At 71.5% G+C, this 20646-nt stretch carries 17 protein-coding genes and 1 tRNA gene; 13 read left to right on the top strand and 5 right to left on the bottom strand.

Annotated elements, in window-relative coordinates:
* Nucleotides 1-58 precede the first annotated feature (58 nt).
* Together nudC and HUN59_RS14075 are read left to right on the top strand one after the other, a co-directional pair.
* A complete protein-coding gene (gene nudC / locus HUN59_RS14080) occupies nt 59-994 on the top strand; it encodes an NAD(+) diphosphatase (protein WP_174778687.1) in 936 nt (311 codons plus the stop codon).
* Between the two features lie 48 nt (nt 995-1042).
* On the top strand, nt 1043-2794 hold the full coding sequence (locus HUN59_RS14075) for an ATP-dependent helicase (RefSeq protein WP_174778686.1): 1752 nt from the start codon (nt 1043-1045) through the stop codon (nt 2792-2794).
* Here HUN59_RS14075 and HUN59_RS14070 read toward each other — a convergent pair.
* Nucleotides 2679-3542 carry a TOMM precursor leader peptide-binding protein gene (locus HUN59_RS14070; RefSeq protein ID WP_174778685.1) on the bottom strand — a complete coding sequence of 288 codons (864 nt, stop codon included), beginning with the start codon at nt 3540-3542 and terminating at the stop codon, nt 2679-2681. The genes HUN59_RS14075 and HUN59_RS14070 overlap by 116 nt on opposite strands.
* A gap of 66 nt (nt 3543-3608) precedes the next feature.
* A complete protein-coding gene (locus tag HUN59_RS14065) occupies nt 3609-5003 on the bottom strand; it encodes a zinc-dependent metalloprotease (RefSeq protein ID WP_058741495.1) in 1395 nt (464 codons plus the stop codon).
* A 146-nt stretch (nt 5004-5149) separates the two neighbouring features.
* Between HUN59_RS14065 and HUN59_RS14060 the strand changes: the two genes are divergently transcribed.
* From HUN59_RS14060 to HUN59_RS14045, 4 genes are all read left to right on the top strand, one after another.
* Nucleotides 5150-6259 carry a YlbL family protein gene (locus HUN59_RS14060; protein ID WP_174778684.1) on the top strand — a complete coding sequence of 370 codons (1110 nt, stop codon included), beginning with the start codon at nt 5150-5152 and terminating at the stop codon, nt 6257-6259.
* 269 nt (nt 6260-6528) lie between these two features.
* Nucleotides 6529-9516 carry a UPF0182 family membrane protein gene (locus HUN59_RS14055; protein ID WP_174778683.1) on the top strand — a complete coding sequence of 996 codons (2988 nt, stop codon included), beginning with the start codon at nt 6529-6531 and terminating at the stop codon, nt 9514-9516.
* Nucleotides 9517-9579: 63 nt separating this feature from the next.
* A tRNA-Met gene (locus HUN59_RS14050) sits at nt 9580-9656 on the top strand.
* Between the two features lie 88 nt (nt 9657-9744).
* Nucleotides 9745-10557, top strand: coding sequence for a carbon-nitrogen hydrolase family protein (locus tag HUN59_RS14045; RefSeq protein ID WP_174778682.1), 813 nt, complete (start codon nt 9745-9747; stop codon nt 10555-10557).
* A 26-nt stretch (nt 10558-10583) separates the two neighbouring features.
* Here the strand turns inward: HUN59_RS14045 and HUN59_RS14040 are convergent, their stop codons facing one another.
* Nucleotides 10584-11786 (bottom strand): aminotransferase class I/II-fold pyridoxal phosphate-dependent enzyme, encoded by a 1203-nt coding sequence (locus tag HUN59_RS14040; protein WP_174778681.1) that lies wholly within the window; start codon nt 11784-11786, stop codon nt 10584-10586.
* Between the two features lie 191 nt (nt 11787-11977).
* Here HUN59_RS14040 and HUN59_RS19480 point away from each other — a divergent pair, with 191 nt between their 5' ends.
* The 7 genes from HUN59_RS19480 to HUN59_RS14010 all read left to right on the top strand — a co-directional run bounded on the left by HUN59_RS19480 (nt 11978) and on the right by HUN59_RS14010 (nt 19654).
* Nucleotides 11978-13981, top strand: coding sequence for a S1C family serine protease (locus HUN59_RS19480; RefSeq protein ID WP_217483558.1), 2004 nt, complete (start codon nt 11978-11980; stop codon nt 13979-13981).
* Nucleotides 13982-14121: 140 nt separating this feature from the next.
* On the top strand, nt 14122-14556 hold the full coding sequence (locus HUN59_RS19475; protein ID WP_217483557.1) for a hypothetical protein: 435 nt from the start codon (nt 14122-14124) through the stop codon (nt 14554-14556).
* Nucleotides 14553-15401 carry an IS3 family transposase gene (locus HUN59_RS14030; RefSeq protein WP_217483556.1) on the top strand — a complete coding sequence of 283 codons (849 nt, stop codon included), beginning with the start codon at nt 14553-14555 and terminating at the stop codon, nt 15399-15401. The genes HUN59_RS19475 and HUN59_RS14030 overlap by 4 nt, the downstream gene beginning before the upstream one ends.
* 216 nt (nt 15402-15617) lie before the next feature.
* Nucleotides 15618-16661, top strand: coding sequence for a glycosyltransferase family 2 protein (locus HUN59_RS14025; protein ID WP_058741500.1), 1044 nt, complete (start codon nt 15618-15620; stop codon nt 16659-16661).
* A 9-nt stretch (nt 16662-16670) separates the two neighbouring features.
* Nucleotides 16671-17489: a CDP-alcohol phosphatidyltransferase family protein gene (locus tag HUN59_RS14020; protein ID WP_174778680.1), complete on the top strand. Its 819-nt coding sequence runs from the start codon at nt 16671-16673 to the stop codon at nt 17487-17489.
* Nucleotides 17486-18394, top strand: coding sequence for a glycosyltransferase family 2 protein (locus HUN59_RS14015; protein ID WP_058741502.1), 909 nt, complete (start codon nt 17486-17488; stop codon nt 18392-18394). The genes HUN59_RS14020 and HUN59_RS14015 overlap by 4 nt, the downstream gene beginning before the upstream one ends.
* 27 nt (nt 18395-18421) lie before the next feature.
* Entirely contained in the window at nt 18422-19654 is a 1233-nt protein-coding gene (locus tag HUN59_RS14010) for a CDP-glycerol glycerophosphotransferase family protein (RefSeq protein WP_144802358.1), read from the top strand.
* A gap of 94 nt (nt 19655-19748) precedes the next feature.
* Here the strand turns inward: HUN59_RS14010 and HUN59_RS14005 are convergent, their stop codons facing one another.
* Nucleotides 19749-20051 carry a hypothetical protein gene (locus HUN59_RS14005; RefSeq protein WP_144802355.1) on the bottom strand — a complete coding sequence of 101 codons (303 nt, stop codon included), beginning with the start codon at nt 20049-20051 and terminating at the stop codon, nt 19749-19751.
* A gap of 109 nt (nt 20052-20160) precedes the next feature.
* A partial coding sequence (locus tag HUN59_RS14000) for an ABC transporter ATP-binding protein (protein ID WP_368076169.1) occupies nt 20161-20646 on the bottom strand: 486 nt, incomplete at its 5' end.

Here is a 20646-nt window from a genome sequence, read left to right as displayed (position 1 = left end):
GGGGACGCTCCACAGGCTCCCGCCGAGAAGACCACGCCGACCCGAGGAGCAATCCGCCGTGACCGTCGAGTTCGCCGCCAGACTGCCGCTGTCCCGCAACGAACTCGACCGCGATGCGGAGTTCCGGACCACGCCCGATCTCGACCGCGTCCTGCGCGACGACCCGGCCACCCGCTGGCTGCCCGTGCACCGGGGCGAGCTCCTGCGCGAGACCGACGGTTCGCTGCGCTTCGTGCGGGCCGAGGCCGTGCCCGAGGACGCGTTGACGCTCTACCTGGGGCGGGCCGTCGCGGACGCCGCCGACGCCCCCGCGGGCACGCGCTTCGTCGCCGTGCTCGTCGACGACCGGACCGCGGCCGCGATCGAGTCGGACGACGACGCCTGGGTCAGCCTGCGCATGTTCGGCACCGAGCTGTCCGCCCGCGACCAGGGCCTCGCGGTCGAGGCGGTCGCGATGGCGAACTGGCACGCGGTGCACGGCTTCTCGCCGCGCACCGGCTCCGCGACCGAGGTCGTCACGGGGGGCTGGGTCCGCCGTGACCCCGAGGGGCACGAGCACTTCCCGCGCACCGACGCCGCGATCATCGTCGGGGTCACGGACGCGGACGACCGCATCCTGCTCGGCTCGAACGCCGCGTGGGACGTCGACCGCTACTCGTTGCTCGCCGGGTTCGTGGAGCCGGGGGAGTCGCTCGAGGACGCCGTTCGCCGCGAGGTCTGGGAGGAGTCCGGTGTCCGGGTCGAGGAGCCCGAGTACCTCGGTTCGCAGCCCTGGCCGTTCCCGGCGTCCCTGATGGTCGGCTTCCGTGCCCGGGCCGTGGACGGCGACCCGTCGACCGCGCGTCCGGACGGCGTCGAGATCCTGGACGTGCGGTGGTTCTCGCGCGACGACGTCCGGGAGCGTGCCGGGGACACCCTGCTGCTGCCGGGGCGGACGTCGATCGCCCGCGCCATCATCGAGGAGTGGTACGGCGAGCCGCTCGACTTGCCGTGAGCGGGGCGCTTCGGTGACCGGCGGCCCTGCCGTGAGCGGGACTCCGTCGTGAGCGCCGACCCGCGCGTCGCGGTCGACGGTGTCCGACCGCCGTCGCCGGACGAGCTCCTCGCCGCCCTCGACACCGAGCAGCGGACCGTCGCCCGGACGCTCCTCGGCCCGGTCGCCGTCCTCGCGGGTGCCGGCACCGGGAAGACCCGCGCCATCACCCACCGGATCGCCTACGGCGTCGCCACCGGGACGTACTCGCCGAGCCACGTCCTCGCGCTGACCTTCACCACGCGTGCCGCCGGCGAGCTGCGGTCGCGGCTCCGTGCCCTCGGCGCCGGGGCGGTGCAGGCGCGGACGTTCCACGCCGCCGCGATGGCGCAGCTCAGCTACTTCTGGCCGGACACCATCGGCGGGCACGCACCCCGGATCGTCGAGTCCAAGGGACGGGTGATCGCGCACGCCGCCGACACCGTCGGCCTGCACGTGGACACCCCGGTGCTCCGCGACCTGGCCGCCGAGGTCGAGTGGCGCAAGGTCCAGATGCTCTCCTACGACGAGTACGAGGCCGCCGCCGCGGACCGCGTGATGCCCCGCGACACCACGCCCCGCCGGGTCGTCGACCTGATGCGCGCCTACGAGCAGCTCAAGGACGACCGCCGCCAGCTGGACTTCGAGGACGTCCTGCTCGCGACGCTCGGCATGGTCGAGTCCGAGCCGCGGGTGGCGTCGTACGTGCGGCAGCAGTACCGGTTCTTCGTCGTCGACGAGTACCAGGACGTCTCGCCCGTGCAGCACGACCTGCTCCGGGCGTGGCTCGGCGGCCGGGACGACGTCTGCGTGGTCGGTGACGCCAGCCAGACGATCTACTCCTTCGCGGGCGCGTCGAGCCGCTACCTGCTCGGCTTCGGCTCGGAGTTCCCTCGTGGCTCGATCGTGCGCCTCGAGCGGAACTACCGCTCCACGCCCGAGGTCGTCCAGGCGGCCAACACCCTGATGCGCGGGCAACCGGGTGCCCTGGACCTCGTCGCGCAGACCACCGAGTCCGGACCGGCACCGGAGGTGCTCGCGTGCGTGCACGACGGCGACGAGGCGCAGACCGTGGCCCGCCGCATCGCCGAGACGGTCGCGGCCGGCGCGTCCTTCGGGGACTGCGCCGTGCTCTACCGCGTCGGGGCGCAGGCCGCCGCGCTCGAGTCGGCGCTCGGCCGTGCCGGTATCCCGTACCGCGTGCAGGGCGGCACACGGTTCTTCGACCGCCCGGAGGTCAAGCTCGCCGTGCACCACATGCGCGGCGAGGCCGTCCGCCGGACCGATGACGAGCTGACCCGTCGCGTGGGGCTCGTCCTGCAGCTGAGCGGGTGGACGCCGAGCGCGCCGGAGGGCTTCGGAGCCGTGCGCGACCAGTGGGAGGCGCTGCAGGCGATCATGACCCTGGCCGAGGAAGCGCCGGCCGGCACGACCATGCAGCAGTTCACCCAGGACCTGGTCGACCGCGCCGCGACCCACCACGAGCCCGAGCTCGACGCCGTCACCCTGGCGACCCTGCACTCGTCGAAGGGCCTGGAGTGGCCGCACGTCGTCGTGGTCGGCGCCGCCGAGGGGCTGCTGCCGATCTCGCACGCCACGACCGACGACGAGGTCGAGGAGGAGCGTCGGCTGTTCTACGTCGGTCTGACCCGTGCGCGCCGGTCCGTCACGGTGACGTGGTCCCGGCAGGGCTCCACGCGTGCCGGAGCCCGGGCACCGAGTCGGTTCCTGGCAGCGCTCGACACGCGCAGCGAGGGTGCGGCGCCACCGGCTGCACGCTGACCGACAGGTCGTCCCGGTCGAACACCACCTGGTCCGCCCGGGGGTGCTGCGTCGTCGACGGCAGGCGCTGCACGAGCATCCGCGTCGCCGCCGCGGCCACCGCCGCCGTGCGCCAGGGGGAGAGCGGCGCTGCCGGACGCCCCCAGACCTGTGCGGCCACGGCTGCCCAGGCTGGGTCGGCGTCGACGCGGGCGTACTCGACGCACTGCAGACACGGCCCGGTGCCGGGCACCACGAACGGCCCGAGCCGGACCCGTCCGTCGCCGACCACGAGCGCGAGGTGCGGCGTGCCCCGTCGGGTCCACGCCGCGCGGAGCGCCGGGTCGACGACGTGGTCGGCCACGACCAGGGCCAGCCGGGGCTCCGGCTCGGGGAGGGACACCGGCCCGCCGAGGGGCGCCGTGGTCCGGACGACGGTCACGCCCTCGCCGAGGAGCATCTCCGCGACGGTGTCGGCGAGCGGACCGGCGCCGTGCACCTCGACCCGGGCGAGGGGCTCCGGGAGCACGTCGACGACCGCTGGTGATGCCGTCCCGAGCACCCGCGCCGCGACCTCGGGTCGGCAGCCGACCGTCCGGGCGAGCGCGGCCAGGGCGTCACGCGCGGTCTCGCGGCGCAGCGCACACAGGAAACGTTCCTCGGCCGTGGTCGGCACGGGGACCACCGCGCGCGGCGGGTCGACCCCGAGCTGGACGGTCGCCGGGTCACGCCAGACGAACTCGAGGGTCGGGTCGATGCGGATGCCCATGCCCCGACGATGACGGACCCGCCACCCCGGTGGGGGCGACGGGTCCGATCTGTGGAGAAGTCGGGGTCAGCGGGACGGGGTGTCCCCGTCGGACGTCGGCGGCTCGTCGACCCCGCCCTGCTCGTCCTCGTGCGGGCGGTCGCCCGTCGAGTCCGCCAGCAGGTCGGCGAGGGCCTTGTCGAACGCGTCGTCCTCGGCCGAGCGACCCGGGTTCCGGAGCCGGAGCACGAACGCCTCCGGGTCGTCCACGTCCTCGGAGGTCGGGACGGCGTCGAAGTGCGCCCAGAGCCCGTCGCGGTCCTCGGCGCCGAGTTCCTCCGTCACGCGCTGCCACAGCGCCGCGGCCTCGCGCAGTCGGCGGGGGCGGAGCTCCAGGCCGACGAGCGTGGCGAACGCGGACTCCGCCGGGCCACCCGAGGCACGACGGCGGCGGACCATCTCGGCGATCGCGCCGGCGCGCGGCAGCCGGACGGTCGCGGCCGCGGTGACGGTGTCGACCCAGCCCTCGACGAGCGCGAGCATGGTCTCGAGCCGGGCGAGCGCTGCCTCTTGCTCGGGGGTGCGCGGCGGGATGAGGGCGCCGGACGCGAGCGCGTCGCGGAGCTGCTCCTGGTTCGTGGGGTCGATCTCGGATGCGAGTTCCTCGACGCGGTCGAACGGGATGTGGATGCCCCGCGCGTAGTCGGTGATCGACGTGATGATGTGCAGCCGGAGCCAGCGGGCGGACCGGAACAGCCGCGCGTGGGCGAGCTCCCGCACCGCGAGGTAGATCCGGACCTCGTCCTCGGGGACGTCCAGGCCCTCGGCGAACTCGGCCACGTTCTGCGGCAGGAGCGCGGCGACCTGCTCGTCGAGGAGCGGCACGCCGACGTCGCCACCGGAGACGACCTCCTTCGAGAGCTGCCCGACGACCTGCCCGAGCTGGATCGCGAACAGGGCCCCGCCCACGCCGCGCATCGCCTTCGAGACGTCGCCGAGCATCGCCTTGAGTTGCTCGGGTGCGCGCTGCTCGATGGCCTCGGTCAGGGCGTTCGCGATGCTCAGCGCGACCGGCTCGGCGATCTGCGCCCACACCGGGGTCGTCGCGGTCGCCCACTGCTCGCGCGTGAACGTGCTCGGCGTCGCGGTGAGCTCGGGGACCGAGGTCGCCTCGTCCAGCCACAGGGCCGCGACCTGGAACGCCTGGTCCGTCGCCTGCGCGGTGGCGGGGTCGACCGGGTGCTGGCCGTCGCGGGCGATGGCGGTCGCCCGCTCCGCCGCGACCGTGAAGTCGATGCCGTCGCCGCCGGACTGCGCCGCGCGCTGCAGCTGGCCCATCAGGTTCGCGACGAACGCCGGGTCGTTCGGCAGCCCCGCGGCGCCCGCGAGCTGCGACGGGTCGATCTGTCCCTCTCCGGAGAGCAGCTTGCGCAGCATCTCCTGGAAGTCGTCGTCCGGCCCCGGCTGCGGTTGATCAGGCATGCCGACTACGCTAACCGCTGCTCACGGGCACGCGCCTGGGATGCTCCCGTGGGGACGCCCGGACCGCTGCGCCCACGGCGAACAGCCCGCAAGACGACGGGCGCACGGCCCGCCAGCAGGCGGCCGCACCCTGTGGAAGGACGTCCGTGACCCTCTTCGCCCCCGCTCCCCGCCGTCGCTCGCGCGCTCGGACCGTCGGGTGGGCGTTCGTCATCGGGGCCGTGGTGCTCGGACTCCTCGCGAGCTTCCTGCCGAGCCCGTACCTCATCGAGGTGCCCGGCCCGGTGTACAACACCATCGGCACCCAGCGACAGGGGAGCGGCAAGGACGCGAAGGACGTCGAGCTCATCCAGATCGACGGCGCGCAGACGTACCCGACGTCCGGTGCGCTCGACATGCTCACCGTCGGCATCCAGGGCGACGCCACGAACCGCCCGTCCTGGACGAGCGTCGTCCGCGCACTGTTCTCGCGGTCCGAGGCGGTCATCCCGGCCAGCGCGATCTACCCGGAGGGCACGACCACCCAGCAGGTGAACGAGCAGGACGCCGCGGACATGCAGTCCTCGCAGCAGTCGGCGGTCGCCGCGGCGCTCATCCACCAGGGCGAGGAACTTCCGACCCGGCTCGAGGTCGGCTCCGTGCAGCCCGGGTCCGCGGCGGACGGCACCATCCGGAAGGGCGACGTCATCACGGCGTTCGACGGCGAGCAGCTCACCACGAACGTCGACGCCGGCACGCTGCGCGCCGCCGTGGCGAAGCACGGCACGTCCTCGCCCGCGACCGTGACGATCGAGCGGGACGGCGAGAGCCGCCAGGTCGAGGTCACCCCGCGCGACGAGCAGGGCACCGCACTCCTCGGCGTCGGCGTGACCGAGCGTTACGACTTCCCGTTCCGGGTGAAGATCGCGCTGCAGGACGTCGGCGGGCCCTCGGCCGGCATGATGTTCGCGCTCGGGATCATCGACGAGCTCACCCCCGGCAAGCTGAACGGCGGGAAGCACGTCGCGGGCACCGGCACGATCACCGCGGACGGCGAGGTGGGCGCGATCGGCGGCATCCGCCAGAAGCTCTACGGCGCGAAGGACGCGGGGGCGACGGTCTTCCTCGCACCCGCCGACAACTGCGACGAGGTCGTCGGTCACGTCCCGGCCGGGCTCGACGTCTACAAGGTCGCGACGCTCGACCAGGCCGTCACGGACCTGCAGACCATCGCCTCCGGGAAGAGCACCGCCGGGCTCGCTCGCTGCGGCTCCTGAGAACGCTGCGACCCAGGCCGGCCGTGTGCGCACCGCCACGTGCGCGCACGTCGCGATCCGCGCCTCCAGGCCGTCTGCCGGGAGGCTCGGATCACCTTCCTGAGTCCCCGTACAGTTTCACTGTCGGTGGCGACCAATAGGATCGACGCACTGACGGCCCGCCGCGCCGGGCCCGCCGGTCCGACACGTCTGGAGCACATCAAGTGACGACAACCTCGTCCACCTCGGGACCCTCTTCCTCCGGGCGGCGTTCGCCGCGGGTCCCGATCGTGGTCACGATCATCGTGCTGGCCGCACTGGTGATCGGCTTCTTCATCTTCGCCAGCCTGTACACCGACTACGCGTGGTTCTCGCAGCTCGGGTTCCAGCAGGTCCTCACCACCCGGTGGATCGCAGGCACCTCGATGTTCATCGCCGGCTTCCTGGGGATGGCCGTCCCGGTGTACGTGAGCATCGCGCTCGCGTTCCGGTTCCGGCCGGTGTACGCGAAGCTCAACTCGCAGCTCGACCGCTACCAGCAGGTGATCGAGCCGCTGCGCCGTGCGGTCATGATCGGCATCCCGGTGGTCCTCGGCGTCTTCGCCGGGCTCTCCACAGCGGGCCGCTGGAGCATGGTGCTCGAGTACTTCAACCGGACGTCGTTCGGCAAGACCGATCCCCAGTTCGGCCTGGACATCGGCTTCTACGTGTTCGAGCTGCCCTTCTGGCGTGCGATCGTGGCGTACTCGTCGGCGGTCGTGCTCATCGCCGGGATCGCGGCGCTCGCCGCGTGCTACCTGTACGGAGCCCTCCGGTTCGGCGGGCGTGAGGTCCGCATCTCCCGCGCCGCGCGCATCCAGCTCGCCGTGACCGCGGCGGTCTACGTGGCGCTGCAGGGCGTCAGCCTGTGGCTCGACCAGTACGCGGCCCTGACCAAGGACAACCCGCTCATCACGGGTGCGCAGTACACCGACGTCAACGCCGTCATCCCCGGTCGCGAGATCATGGCGGGCATCGCCGCGATCGTCGCGGTCCTGTTCGTCGTCACGGCCGTCATCGGCCGCTGGCGCATCTCGATCGTCGGCACCGGGCTGCTGCTCGTCGCGGCGATCGTCATCGGCGGCATCTACCCGTGGGTGGTCCAGCGGCTGCAGGTGAAGCCCTCGGAGCGGACCTACGAGTCGGCGTACATCGAGCGGAACATCAAGGCGACGCGGGACGCCTACGACGTCGCCGACGTGCAGGAGCAGAACTACGACGCGACGACCGAGGCGAGCTCGGGCGCCCTCGCGCAGGACGCCCAGACGACGGCGAACATCCGTCTCATCGACCCGAAGATCGTGTCGGACACCTTCAGCCAGCTGCAGCAGTACCGGCAGTACTACCAGTTCCCGAAGGAGCTGGACGTCGACCGGTACGACGTCAAGGGCCAGACCGAGGACACCGTGATCGCGGTGCGCGACATCGACCTCGACGGCCTCAGCGCCCAGGCGAACACGCAGTACAACCGGACCTTCGTCTACACGCACGGCTTCGGCGTGACCGCGGCCTACGGCAACCAGCGCGCGAGCGACGGCAAGCCGGTGTTCCTGGAGTCGGGCATCCCGTCGAACGGCGCGCTCGGCGACTACCAGGAGCGCGTGTACTTCGGCGAGACCTCGCCGCCGTACTCGATCGTCGGCGGGCCCGAGGGCTCGAAGAACATCGAGCTCGACTACCCGTCCGGCTCGGACGACGACAACGGCGGCAACGCGACCACCACCTACCGGGGCAACGGTGGTCCGAGCCTCGGCAACTTCTTCAACCGGCTCGTCTACGCGGCGAAGTTCCAGTCGGAGCAGATCCTGCTGTCGAACGCGGTCAACAAGGACTCGCAGATCCTGTACGACCGCGACCCGATCCAGCGCGTCCAGAAGGTCGCGCCGTACCTGACGCTCGACAGTGACGCCTACCCGGCGGTCGTCGACCACCGCATCCAGTGGGTCGTCGACGGGTACACCACGAGCAACGCGTACCCGTACTCGCAGAGCCAGAGCCTGTCGGACAGCATCAACGGCACGGAGTCGTCGACGTTCCGCACCGACCAGGTGAACTACATCCGGAACTCGGTCAAGGCCACGGTCGACGCCTACACGGGCAAGGTCACGCTCTACGCCTGGGACACGCAGGACCCGGTGCTCAAGACCTGGCAGAAGATCTTCCCGACGTCGATGCAGCCGGTGTCGAAGATGAGCGCCGAACTGCTCGACCACGTGCGGTACCCGACCGACCTGTTCAAGGTCCAGCGGTCGATCCTCGGCACGTACCACGTGACGAACGCGAACTCGTTCTACTCGGGTGACGACGCGTGGAACACCCCGCAGGAACCGACCTCGGGCACGAACGACGCCGACACCGCGGACACGCAGACGACGACGAACGCGCTCGGGACGCAGACCACCGCGAACCGGTCCAACCTGCAGGACCCCTACTACCTGACCATGAAGGTGCCGGGGCAGGACACCGCGTACTCGCTGTACACGACGTACATCCCGCAGCAGTCGGCCGGCGCGAACAACCGCAACGTGCTGACCGGGTACCTGGCGGTGGACTCGGACGCCGGTGGCGCCGGCAAGGGCGAGAAGGCCAGGAACTACGGCAAGCTCACGCTCCTGACGATGCCGAAGACCGACAACATCCCGGGTCCGGCGCAGGTGCAGAACCTGTTCAACGGTGACACCACCGTGTCGCAGGAGCTGAACATCCTGAAGCGGGGCAACTCGACGGTGAAGCAGGGCAACCTGCTGACCCTGCCGGTCGGCGGTGGGTTCCTCTACGTGCAGCCCGTCTACGTCCAGTCGACGTCGAGCGGTTCCTACCCGCTGCTGCAGAAGGTCCTGGTGGCCTTCGGTGACAAGATCGCGTTCGAGGACACCCTCGACGAGGCGCTCAACAGCCTGTTCGGCGGCGACTCGGGTGCCACGGCCGGCGACCAGGGCGCCGCGAACGGATCCGGGTCGGGCGACAGCGGTTCGGGCGACACCGGCTCCGGGAACTCCGGGTCGAGCGGCTCGGGGTCGACCGACACGGGCTCCGGCGCGTCCGGCTCGACCGGGGGCTCCAGCTCCGGTGGTGCGACCGACAACGCCGCGCTGCAGCAGGCCCTCGCCGACGCGAAGTCCGCGCTGCAGGATCGCCAGGACGCCTACGCGAAGAACGACCTGGTCGCTGCGGCCGAGGCCGACCAGCGCCTGCAGGAGGCCATCCAGGCCGCGACCGAGGCCGAGGGCGGGAACTGACACGCCGTGGCGGGGCACTCGATTTGTGCCCCGCCACGGGCGTGTGTAGGCTGTAAGACGTGCCGCGGGGTGGAGCAGTTCGGTAGCTCGCTGGGCTCATAACCCAGAGGTCGTAGGTTCAAATCCTGCCCCCGCAACCAAGCGACACACGAAGGCCCCGGTCCAGTCGGACCGGGGCCTTCGCCGTTCCCGGTGTCCGCCGACGCCTTCCCTCGCTACGCTCGGCGGATGGGCACCCTGACGATCGCCGCCGCGCAGTTCGCGCCTGTCGACGACCCGACCGCCAACCTCGAGACCGTCCGTCGCGCAGCCGTCGACGCCGCTCGGCGCGGAGCGGACCTGCTCGTGACCCCGGAGTACACCTCGTACTTCACCGCGGACATCGACGACCGGTTCGTCGCCGCGGCGGAGCCCCTCGACGGGCCGTTCGTCACGGGGCTGGCCGACGTCGCGCGGGAGACCGGGATCGCGATCGTCGCCGGCGTCGCGGAGGTGGGCGAGGGGGAGCGGTTCCGCAACACCCTCGTCGCCGTGCTGCCCGACGGGTCGATCGGCGCGACGTACCGCAAGGTCCACCTGTACGACGCGTTCGGCTCGCGGGAGTCCGACCGCATCGAGCCCGGCGCGACCGACCAGCTGCCGGTCGTCACCGTCCAGGGCGTCCGGGTCGGCCTCGAGACCTGCTACGACCTGCGCTTCCCCGAGGTCACGCGTCGCCTCGCCGCGGCCGAGGGCGGTGCGGCGGACGTCGTCCTCGTCCCGGCGGAGTGGGTGCGGGGTCCGGGCAAGGAACACCACTGGCGGACGCTCCTCACCGCCCGTGCCATCGAGAACACCGTGTGGGTCGTCGGTGTCGGGCAGACGCCGCCGGTGGGCATCGGTTCGTCCGTCGTGCTCGACCCCTCGGGCGTCGCGGTTGCGGCGGCAGGGGCGACACCCGGGCTGCTCGTGGCGACCGTCGACACCGCCGTGACCGACGCGGTGCGCACGGTGAACCCGTCCCTGGGCCTGCGGCGGTACGACGTCGTACCGCGCGGCTGACGTCACCGAGCGACCGCAGCTCGCGCTCAGGACCGCGTGCGGAGCGCTCCGAGCCGGTCCACGGCGTCCTCGAGCACGCTCCGGCGCTTGCAGAACGCGAACCGGACGAGGGAGCGGTAGCCCGGCGCGTGCTCGGGCCGAACGAACGCCGACACCGGCACGCCGACCACACCCGCGAGCCGGGGGAGCTCGAGGCAGAGCGCCCGGGCGTCGTCGTACCCGAGCGGCGCAGCGTCCGCGATGACGAAGTACCCGCCGTCCGGGTGCAGGACGTCGAACCCCGCCTCCCGCAGCCCCGCGGCCAGGAGCGTGTGCTTCGCACCGAGCTCGGCGGCGATCCCGTGGAACACGGTGTCCGGCAGGCGGAGTCCCGCGGCGACGGCGGGCTGGAACGGGGCGCCGTTCACGAAGGTCAGGAACTGCTTCACCGCCAGGACCGCGTCCACCAGCGGCGCGGGAGCGGTGAGCCAGCCGATCTTCCAGCCCGTGGTGCTGAAGGTCTTGCCAGCGCTCGAGATCGAGATCGTCCGCTCCGCGGCACCGGGCAGCGTCGCGATCGGCACGTGCGGGACGTCGAAGGTCAGGTGCTCGTAGACCTCGTCCGTGACGACCAGGGCGTCGTAGCGCTCGGCGAGCTCGACCACGGTCTCGAGCACCGCGCGCGGCAGCACCCGTCCGGTGGGGTTGTGCGGGGTGTTCACGAGGACGACGCGGGTGCGGTCCGAGAACGCGGCGCGTAGGACGTCCTCGTCCGGCAGGAAGTCGGGGGTCGTGAGCGGGACGGTGACGTGCGTGCCGCCCGCGAGCCGGACCAGGGCGCCGTAGGCGTCGTAGAAGGGCTCGAAGGTGATCACCTCGTCGCCGGGCTCGACGAACGCGAGCAGCGTCGCCGCGAGGGCCTCGGTGGCGCCGGCGGTGACGAGCACCTCGCGATCAGGGTCGACCGACAGGCCGTACCAGTGCGCCTGGTGCTCCGCGATCGCCGCACGCAGCTCGGCGGTGCCGCGTCCCGGCGGGTACTGGTTGACGCCGGCACGGACGGCGGCGACGGCGGCGTCGAGCACCTCGGCCGGTCCGTCCTCGTCCGGGAAGCCCTGTCCGAGGTTGATCGCACCCGTCGCCGCGGCGAGGGCGCTCATCTCGGCGAAGACCGTCGGGGCGGGCGACCCGTCGGGCCCCAGGAGCATGGCTCCCTCGGCGGCGCGGAGCCACGGTCCGGTGCGGTGCATGTGCGTCCTCCCGATGCGCCGGACGCCCTCGGTGCGCCGGGTGCACCCAACCTAGTGCGCGCGCGGACCGGATCCCGGGAACGGCTGCCCAGCGCACGCATAGGATCGCCATAGGCCGCTCGCAGCCCCAGCAGGAGCACCGCTCAGGTGGGTCCGGAAGACTGCACGAGCTTGAAAGGAGCACGTCCAGCATGACCGACACCACGCCACACGGCCGCGGCGACGACGACCGTCCCGAGGACCTCCACCGTCAGGGCTCAGCAGAGGACGCCACCCTCGGGACCGCCGACCACGGCGAGCCGGCGCGGGACGACTCCGGACAGCCGAGCGCAGCAACGGGCTCGCCCGACCACGACCACACCGACGTCATCGAACCCGGTGGTGCGAACGAGACCGACGTCCTGTCGACCTCCGGCGACCACCCGACGGACCGGTACACCGCGCCGTACCCGACGATCGCGGGCGATGCTGCCCCCACCTCCGGTGGGTACGGCTCGCACACGACGCCGTACGGCCAGCAGAGCCAGCAGGACCAGTACGGTCAGGCCCCGACGAGCCAGTACGGTCAGGCCCCGACGAGCCAGTACGGGCAGCAGAGCCAGTACGGGCACCAGAGCCAGTACGGCCAGCAGAGCCAGTACGGCCAGCAGGACCAGTACGGTCAGGCGCCCACGAGCCAGTACGGCCAGCAGAGCCAGTACGGCCAGCAGGACCAGTACGGTCAGGCCCCGACGAGCCAGTACGGCCAGCAGAGTCGGTACGGGCAGCAGCCGCGCTACGGCGAGTACGCCCAGGACAGGACGAACACCGCCGGTACGAGCGCCTACGGCTCCTCGCAGTACGCCTCCGCCGCCCAGCCCGGCTCCTCGCAGGCCCCGTCCTCGGCGACGAGCGCCTTCGGAGACGTCGACGGCTCGAACCAGCGCAACGGCCACTACTTCGGCGCGGCCCCGACGGCCGGCGACGGCACCGCGACGGCCACGAAGACGAAGGACGGGCGCAACAAGCTCGTGCTCCCGATCGTCGCCGGCCTGGTGCTCGCCGGGCTCGTCGGCGGCGGTGCGGGATGGGCCGCCGGGGCCTCGCAGGCCGGTGGTGGCACGGTCGTCGGGTCGAGTTCGTCGCAGAACGGCGGCAACCTCACGGTCAACGACTACAACAACGCCACGGTCGTCACGGCCGTCGCTGCCCAGGCCACGCCGTCGGTCGTCACGATCAACGTCTCCGCGGGCTCCGAGGGCGGCACCGGTTCCGGCGTCGTCTTCTCGAAGGACGGTTACATCGTCACGAACACCCACGTGGTGACGCTGGACGGCGACAGCGGCAACGGCACGATCACGGTGACGACCTCCGACGGCAAGATCTACCCGGCGAAGCTCGTCGGCACCGACCCGACCGTCGACCTCGCGGTGATCAAGATCGACGCGACCGACATGAAGCCGATCACGTTCGCGAACTCGTCCGACCTGAACGTCGGCGACACCGCGGTCGCCATCGGCGCACCGCTCGGCCTCTCGAACACGGTCACCGACGGCATCGTCTCGACGCTGAACCGCAGCATCCAGGTCACGTCGAGCGCACCGAGCCAGGGCGGCGACTCGAACGAGGGCGGCAACGGCAACGGCGGCCCGTTCGACTTCTGGGGCAACGGCGACAACGGCAGCAGTTCGTCGTCGAACACCACCGTCTCGCTCCCGGTCATCCAGACCGACGCGTCGATCAACCCGGGCAACTCGGGCGGTGCGCTGCTCGACTCGAAGGGCAAGCTCATCGGCATCAACGTCGCGATCGCCAGCGCCGGCAGCTCCTCGTCGTCCGAGGGACAGTCCGGCAGCATCGGCGTCGGCTTCTCGATCCCGTCGAACCTGGTGCAGCGCGTCGCGAACGAGATCAAGGACAACGGCTCCGCCACGCATGGTCTCCTCGGCGCGACGGTCGGTGACGCGGCGGAGGACGCCAGCGCCAAGCAGATGGGCGCCCTCATCAAGTCGGTCTCGTCCGGCGGCGCGGCGGCGAACGCCGGCCTGCAGAAGGGCGACGTGGTCACCAAGATCGGGTCCGCCACGGTCTCCGACGCGACCGACCTGACGGCGCAGGTGCGCTTCTTCGCCGGTGGTGCGAAGACGACGATCACCTACATCCGTGACGGCCATACGCGTGAGACGGACGTGACCCTCGGCACCTACAAGGGCTGACGCAGGTCCAGGACGGACGGGAGGCACGGTGCCAGTGGACTGGTCCCCGGATCTTGGACTGATTAGTCGGTTCGAGATCCGGGACGGTTCAGATGGGTGGCAACAGGTCGTCGTTGACGGGTGCGCAGCAGCGTTCTGCGGTGGGATGGTTCGAGCGGGGGCTGGGCGATTGGGCGGTGGCGCGTCGGCTGGACGTGTCGCGGACGCCGGTGAAACGCTTGCATCGTCGGTGGCTGCTGCATGGTCCGGAGGTGCTTGTGGGCGAATCGAGACGCTCGTACTCGTTCGAAGTCAAACGCGACCTCGTGCGCCGGTTTCTTGCCGGCGAGGACGCTGACATGTTGGCCGCCGAGGGTGGCTTGTCGTCGGTGTTGCTGCTGCGCAAGTGGGCCGGGCAGGTCCGCAAGGATGGCGAGGACGTGCTCCGGCCCCGGACGATGGGACGCCCGGCAGCGAAGCCTGAGAGCGAGTTCACCGAGGTTGAACGGTTGCGGCGAGAGAACGAGTTGCTGCGAGCGGAGAACGCGTACCTGGGAAAATTGCGGGCCTTGCAAGCCCAGCAACGGCGTCGGTGAAAGCCGTCGCGGTCGCTGCTTGCAAGGCTGATCACCGGCTCGATGATCTCCTCGGATTCGCCGGTCTTGCCCGGTCGACGTTCTTCTATCACCAGGCTCGGCAACACCGCGGTGATCGGCATGCCGACAGGGCGGCGATGATCCGGGACGTGTTCGTGGCAGCGAAGGGCCGATACGGGCACCGGCGTATCCACACGCAACTGCGCCGGTCGGGGCCGATCGCGAAGAAAACGGTGCTGGCGTTGATGCGTCGGGAACGGCTGGTCTGCCCGGTGCGGCGCCGGAAGCGGTACTCGTCCTACGGCGGTGACGTTGGCAGGATCGCGGGGAACCTGCTCGAGCGTGACTTCAGCGCCGCCGGCCCGGACCTGAAGTGGGTCACCGACGTCACCGAGTTCCGGATCGGGACGGGCAAGCTCTACCTGTCCGCGGTGCTGGACCTGTTCGATCGGCGGATCATCGCCTACCGGACCGGGACGAGCCCGAACCTGGAGCTGACCAACGGATCACTTCGCGACGCGTTGACAGCAGCACCCGGCGCGACACCGTTGGTGCACTCCGATCAGGGTGTCCATTATCAGCACCGGTCCTGGCCGAGCATCCTGGCTGCTGCCGGTGCGACACAGTCGATGTCGCGCAAGGGTAACTGCCACGACAACGCGATCATCGAGACCTTCTTCGGACACCTCAAAGCCGAGATGTTCCACCCCCGCCGCTTCACCGACACCAGCGAGCTCGGCACCGCGATCACGGACTACATGACCTGGTGGAACACCGACCGCATCCAGGAACGCCTCGAGGGCATGAGCCCGGAGCAATACCGCACCCACGCCCTCACGGCCTAACCTGAATTCACAGTCCAACAAACGGGGACCAGTTCACAGCTGGCACCGTGCCTCCCGTCCGTTCCGGTGTCGACCCGAGACGGCGCCGTACCCGCAGGAGCAGGGGAGCGGCCCGGCACGTGGGCGGCCTGGCCGCTTGATAGGCTCGGGGTCGCTCTGCGGGGCGGGCGCCGTCCGCGGTGCGCCCCGCGCACCAGTCAGGACCCCGAGGTACGCATGCAGACAGACGGACAGCCCCTGCCGGGGGTCTCGTACGTGATGCCGGTGCTGAACGAGGTGACCGAGGTGCGTGCCGCCGTCGGCAGCCTGCTCGAGCAGGACTACGCCGGCCCGTTCGAGGTCATCCTGGCACTCGGTCCGTCGATCGACGGCACGAACGAGCTCGTCGCCGAGATGAGCGCCGCCGACCCCCGGATCCGGGCGATCGAGAACCCGGTCGGTTCGACGCCCGCCGGGCTCAACGTGGCGATCCGGGCGTCCGTGCACCCCGTGGTCATCCGGGTCGACGCGCACTCGGTGCTCCCGACCGACTACACACGCGTCGCCGTCCGCGTGCTGACCGAGTCGGGCGCGGACAACGTCGGTGGGATCATGCACGCCGAGGGGCGGACGCCCTTCGAACGCGCCGTCGCCCACGCCTACGGCAGCCGCGTCGGTCTCGGGGGCACGCCCCACCACGTCGGTGGCAAGGCCGGACCGGCCGAGACCGCGTACCTCGGTGTCTTCCGGCGGGACCGGCTGTTCGAGGTCGGGCTCTTCGACGAGGGCATCAAGCGAGGACAGGACTGGGAGCTCAACCGTCGTCTGCGGCAGACCGGTGGCACCGTGTGGTTCACGCCGGAGCTGGTCGTGACCTACCGCCCTCGCCCGAGCCTGCGCCGACTCGTCCGGCAGTTCGTCGCCACGGGGCTGTGGCGCGGCGAGCTCGCCCGCCGCTTCCCGGCGAACAACGGCGTGCGCTACTTCGTGCCCCCCGCGATGGTCACGGCGGTCGCGCTCGGGCTCGTCGCCGGGGTCGTCGGCGTCGTGGGCGCCCTGCTCGGCAGCCCGCTGGCGTGGGCGATGACCGGGTTCGCCGTCCCCGCCGTGTACCTGCTCTTCGTCGTCGTCGGCTCGGTCGTCGTCGCGCGGCGCTCGGGGCTCGCGACCCTGCTCTGGCTGATCGTGGTGCTGCCGTGCATCCACGTGGGGTGGGGTGTCGGCTTCGTGGTCGGCTTCCTGACCCGGACGTCCGAACTGACCACCCACACGGGACGGTGACCTGGACCCTTGACCGACGACTCCACCGCACGCGGCTCCGCCCGTCCGACGTCCATCGCCGAGCTCCGCGCGGTCGCGCAGCCGGACGAGGTCCGTTCGCGAGCCAACGCCGAGCACTGGACCGCCTCGCTGTACCTGCGTGACGTCTCGCCGTACCTGACCTGGGTCCTGCTGAAGACCCGCGTCAGTGCCAACCAGGTCACCGGGCTGATGATCCTCGTGGGGTGGAGCACCGCCGCGGCGCTGCTCGTCCCGGGGATCTGGGGCGCGCTGCTGGCACTCGTGCTCGGGCAGCTGCAGATGCTCGTCGACTGCTGCGACGGCGAGGTCGCGCGCTGGCGGGGGACCCGGTCGCCCGCCGGGGTGTTCCTCGACAAGGTCGGGCACTACACGACCGAGGGACTGATCCCGATCGCGCTCGGTGTCCGGGCGGCGACCTGGCCGGTGCAGGGGGCTGACTGGATGTGGACCACGATCGGCTGCGCGCTCGGCCTGGTCATCGTGCTGAACAAGGCGCTCAACGACATGGTGCACGTCGCCCGCGCGAACGCCGGACTCGCGAAGCTCGTGGACCGCCGGGACGCGGGCACCGCGCCGTCCGGCCGTCGACTGGCAACGCTCCGCCGGGCCGCCCGGTTCCTGCCGTTCCACCGCCTGTACCACTCCGTCGAACTGACGCTCCTGGCGTTCGTGTTCGCGCTCGTCGCGCTCGTGGTCGGTCACCCGCTCGCCGACCGTGTGCTCGTCGGCGCGCTGCTCCCGCTCGCCGTGCTCGCCACCGCCGGGCACTTCCTGGCGATCATGTCGTCGAAGCGGGTCCGCGCGTGAGCCAGGGCACCGTCCGTCGGCACGCCGCCCCGTATCGTGGACGCCCGCGCATCGCCGTGGTGGTCCTGACGCAGGGCACCCGGCCCGCCGACCTGCGACGCGGGATCGACAGCGTGCTCGCCCAGCGGGACGTCGACCTGGACGTCGTGTGCGTCGGCAACGGCTGGGAGCCGACCGACCTGCCCGAAGGGGTCCGTGCGCTCGCGCTGCCGGAGAACCTCGGGATCCCGGCCGGACGGAACGCGGGGGCCGAGGTCGTCGACGGCGACCACGTGTTCTTCCTGGACGACGACGCCTGGGTGCCGTCGGACACCTTCCTGCGCGACGCCGTCGAGATGCTCGACCGCGACCCGTCGCTCGGCCTGGTCCAGCCGCGGGTCGTCGACCCGACCGGTGCGGCCAACCCGCGGCGCTGGGTGCCGCGCATCCGGAAGGGCGACGCCGCCGACTCGTCCCCGGTGTTCTCGGTGTGGGAGGGCGCGGTCGTCCTGCCGATGGACGTCTACCGGGCCGTCGGGGGATGGGGCGCCGAGTACTTCTACGCGCACGAGGGCATCGAGCTCGCCTGGCGTGTGTGGGATGCCGGACGCCGGGCCTGGTACGCCGGGGACCTCGTCGCGAACCACCCCGCGATCGACCCCGCTCGCCACACGGAGTACTACCGCCTGAACGCCCGGAACCGGGTCTGGCTCGCCCGACGCAACCTGCCGGCACCCCTGCGTCCGCTGTACGTGGGTTCGTGGGCAGCGATCCAGGTCGCGCGGTGGTGGCGACACCCGGCCCGCCTGCGCACCTGGTTCGCCGGCGCCCGAGAAGGCTGGACGTCGGACTGCGGGCCGACCCGCACGATGGGGTGGCTGACCGTCGCCCGCATGACGCTCGCCGGGCGCCCGCCCGTCGTCTGAGTCCGATCCGATCGCCCGAGGAGCACCATGCCGATCATCCGTGACGCCACGACCGCCGTGCGGCTCGTGCAGCGTCTCCTGCGGTCCCGTCGGAGTCGCCAGCAGCTCGCGCGCCGCCTGCGGACGCAGTCGCGACTCGCGCCGGGGTCCGTCGAGATCGCCGTGTACTTCGCGGACGGACCGGTCAACATGTACCAGGTGCGGCAGTGGTACGCCCCGCTCGCCGAGCTCGCGGCCGAGCACCCGGTCGCGATCCTGTCCCGGAGCCCCGGCACGATGCTCGCCCTGCTCGACGAGTCGCCGGTGCCGGTGGTCTACGCCCGCCAGGTCGTCGACCTCGAGCGCTTCGTCGACGAGCAGGCACCGAAGATCGTCCTGTACGTCAACCAGAACGCGCGCAACTTCCAGATGATGCGGTACGGGCGGATGTGGCACGTCTTCGTCAACCACGGCGAGAGCGACAAGATGTACATGACCACGAACCAGTTCAAGGCGTACGATTACGCCCTGATCGCCGGGGACGCCGCTCGGGACCGGCTCGCGGACGCGCTCTGGGACTACGACCTGGACCGCCGGACGATCGCCATCGGACGCCCGCAGGCCGACCACTTCGCAGGCAACGTGCCGTACCCGGAGGACGACCGGACCGTCGTGCTCTACGCCCCCACGTGGGAGGGCGACCGTGCCGCGGCCGCGTACGGGTCGATCGCGAGCCACGGCGTGGAGCTCGCCGAGCGGCTCCTGGCGTCCCCCCGGCACCGGCTCGTCTACCGTCCACACCCGCGGAGCGGCGTGCTGGACGCGGACTACCGCGCCGCCCACGAGCGGATCGTCGCCGCGATCAGCGCCGCCAACGTCGCCGACGCCACCGCGCACCACGTGTACGACGACGGCCCGGAGCTCGGCTGGCAGCTCGCCGCGGCGGACGTCGCGATCACCGACATCAGCGCCATGATCTACGACCGGCTCGCGGTCGGGAAGCCGCTGATCGTCACGCGCCCGGTGGCGAGCGGTGCGGACGTCGACGAGCGCGGGTACCTGTCGGACGCGAACTGGTTGCTCGCAGACCAGGCCGGGGACGTCGTCGCCCGGGTCGACGCCGCCGCGAACGACGCCGAAGAGCTCGCGAAGCTGCGGCACTGGGTCGAGCGGTACTTCGGGGACACCGCGCCGGGCGTCGCGACCCGACGCCTGCACGAGGCCGTCGACCGGCTCGTCGCGCGGTGGCACGAGGTCGCCGCGGAGCACCGGGCCGGCTGAGCGCTCGGCCGCGGGTCTGGGGGAGCGGTCCACCCGGCGGTCGGAGGCGCAGCCGACCGAGTGCTGTCGGGTCACGGCGCGGCGCCCCGGTACGTCAGGCCGCACGGCGGTCCCCGACCAGCGACATGCGCCACAGGTACTCGGAGCGGTCCGGGCGTCGCCAGCGGACGACGACGACACCGGTGTCCTCGGGGTCGGCGCCGAAGACCGCGATGGACAGGGACCGTCCCGGGTCGAGCTGGTTCACCGCGAGCGGCGGGCAGTACCCGTTGCCGAGGTGCGTCAGCGAGATGGCGTGGAGGGGTTCGGATCCGGTGTTCACCAGGTCGTAGCGACGAGGTGCCCGGGAACGATCGACGGTGAACGGGACTGCGTAGGCCGTGGTCGGGTGGTGCATGCCGGTCACGCTAGGGGGAGGGTCCGACGTCGGGGCCGCTCGGGCCGCGGTGGGGCTGGCGCCTGTGCAGGGGGTCGGTCGGGGGACCGGGTGTGGAGGAGGGAGCGGGTCAGACGCCGTAGTCGGCGGCGTACGCGGCGAGGGCCTTCTCGATGGTGTCGTCGAGCTGGAGACGGCCCTTGTCGAGGTACAGCCCGCGGTCGCAGAAGCGGCGCAGGTCCTTGTCGCTGTGCGAGACGAAGAACAGCGTGCGCCCGCCAGCCAGGAGCTCCTCGATGCGCTTGTAGCACTTCTCACGGAAGGCCTTGTCGCCGACGGCCAGGACCTCGTCGACGAGGATCACCGGCTCGTCGAGGCGGGAGATCACGGCGAAGGCGATGCGCACCTTCATGCCGCTCGACAGGTGCTTGTACGGGGTGTCGACGAAGTCCGCGATCTCGGCGAACGCGATGATCTCGTCGAAGGCGTCGCGGATCTCGGCCCGGTTCATCCCGTGCAGCCCGGCCGTCAGGAAGACGTTGTCGCGGACCGTCAGGTCGCCGACGAACCCGCCGGTGATCTCGATGAGCGGTGCGACACCGGCACCCACCCGCAC

The organism is Curtobacterium sp. Csp2, assembly GCF_013347165.1.
This window is presented reverse-complemented; position numbering and strand designations above follow the sequence as displayed.

Bases quoted from the DNA above. Each gene is read 5' to 3' on its own strand.
- HUN59_RS14070 (WP_174778685.1), bottom strand. From the start codon at position 3,542: ATGGGCATCCGCATCGACCCGACCCTCGAGTTCGTCTGGCGTGACCCG.
- HUN59_RS14065 (WP_058741495.1), bottom strand. From the start codon at position 5,003: ATGCCTGATCAACCGCAGCCGGGGCCGGACGACGACTTCCAGGAGATG.
- HUN59_RS14045 (WP_174778682.1), top strand. From the start codon at position 9,745: ATGGGCACCCTGACGATCGCCGCCGCGCAGTTCGCGCCTGTCGACGAC.
- HUN59_RS14040 (WP_174778681.1), bottom strand. From the start codon at position 11,786: ATGCACCGCACCGGACCGTGGCTCCGCGCCGCCGAGGGAGCCATGCTC.
- HUN59_RS19480 (WP_217483558.1), top strand. From the start codon at position 11,978: ATGACCGACACCACGCCACACGGCCGCGGCGACGACGACCGTCCCGAG.
- HUN59_RS14025 (WP_058741500.1), top strand. From the start codon at position 15,618: ATGCAGACAGACGGACAGCCCCTGCCGGGGGTCTCGTACGTGATGCCG.
- HUN59_RS14010 (WP_144802358.1), top strand. From the start codon at position 18,422: ATGCCGATCATCCGTGACGCCACGACCGCCGTGCGGCTCGTGCAGCGT.
- HUN59_RS14005 (WP_144802355.1), bottom strand. From the start codon at position 20,051: ATGCACCACCCGACCACGGCCTACGCAGTCCCGTTCACCGTCGATCGT.